The 1,104-nt window shown below is 51.8% G+C and carries 3 protein-coding genes; 2 read left to right on the forward strand and 1 reads right to left on the reverse strand.

Going from position 1 to position 1,104, the window contains the following annotated elements; all coding sequences use genetic code 11:
* Positions 1 to 340 (forward strand): NAD(P)H-dependent oxidoreductase (locus Q0614_RS07705; protein WP_298787783.1); only part of this gene is annotated, 340 nt, incomplete at its 5' end.
* A gap of 136 nt (positions 341 to 476) precedes the next feature.
* On the forward strand, positions 477 to 716 hold the full coding sequence (locus tag Q0614_RS07710) for a hypothetical protein (protein ID WP_298787784.1): 240 nt from the start codon (positions 477 to 479) through the stop codon (positions 714 to 716).
* A gap of 208 nt (positions 717 to 924) precedes the next feature.
* Here the strand turns inward: Q0614_RS07710 and Q0614_RS07715 are convergent.
* The coding region (locus tag Q0614_RS07715) for a TOBE domain-containing protein (protein WP_298787785.1) at positions 925 to 1,104 on the reverse strand (180 nt) is incomplete at its 5' end.

Here is a 1,104-nt window from a genome sequence, read left to right on the forward strand (position 1 = left end):
GCTAAACGTGCCGCCTATGCTAAAAGCCTATATCGACATCGTCTTTTCGCACGAGTTGGTGGGTTCCGGCGTGCTTAAAGGCAAGGTCTTGCAGCTTGCGCTAAGTGCTAGTACGCCGCTTAGCGAGTACTCTAAGCAGGGTGCTATCGGCTTTAGTCTGGATGAAATTTTAACGCCGCTTAAGATCGCGGCAAACTACTGCGGGATGGATTTTGCCGTGCCGTTTATCAGCGGCGGATTTGAGCCGGGCGAGTTTGGCGACGATGCCGTAGATGCCGCGGCTGCACGCTTCGGCAAACTTTTACGAGGCGAACTAAGCCCCGGCGAGTATCAAATTTAGCAAAGCAGATGCCCGCTACCCGAGGCTACGAGCCGAAATTTTACGAGGGCGAATTTTAGCCGCGAAACTGCTACTTTTAACGAACCGATCGGCAAAAGCTCAAAAAATCGTTCGGGTTTAGGGCAAGGCGAGCGGTTTGACGATCTATCCGTGCTGCTATCTATCGGCGGGCGCGGTTAGCGCGTGTCGCTTTGATCCGGATCGGCTCCCTCTCGGTGCGGACATCTGCGTGAGGATCGATCGCTACTGCGCAAAGCGGCGGCGCATCGCGAGCGCGCAGGGCAAAGGCGGGTCTGCGTTTCATAAATGTCTTGCGCGCAGGCTTCGCGATGAATGGATACAAAGCCTGCGCGAAATGCGCACTGCGGCAAAATAGGGTAAGACCGCTCTTGGTGTTATTTGGCTGGATGTCGCGCGGGGCGCATCTGCGCGCATGAGAGAAAAGAGCGCTTATAGCGGGATTTGAGCTGCTACGAAATTTGATTTATCAAAAAAGATTTTTGAAGAAGGAGCGAAATTTATAAAATTTCACTCTTTGATTTTGTGATGTTTAAAGCGTGCACATCGTTTCGCGCAATGCAGGATTATTTCACGCCAACTATGATTTGAGTAGCTTTGATGATCGCGGTTACTTCGTCGCCGACTGCTAGCGCCAAATTTTTAACGGAGCTGTTTGTGACGATCGCGCTTAAATTTTCGCCGCCTGCGCTTCTGACATCGATTTCAGCATTGATTGCGCCCTCTTTAACGGCGGTGATTTTGCC

The organism is uncultured Campylobacter sp. (genome assembly GCF_937997595.1).
In the GTDB taxonomy this organism is placed as follows: domain Bacteria; phylum Campylobacterota; class Campylobacteria; order Campylobacterales; family Campylobacteraceae; genus Campylobacter_B.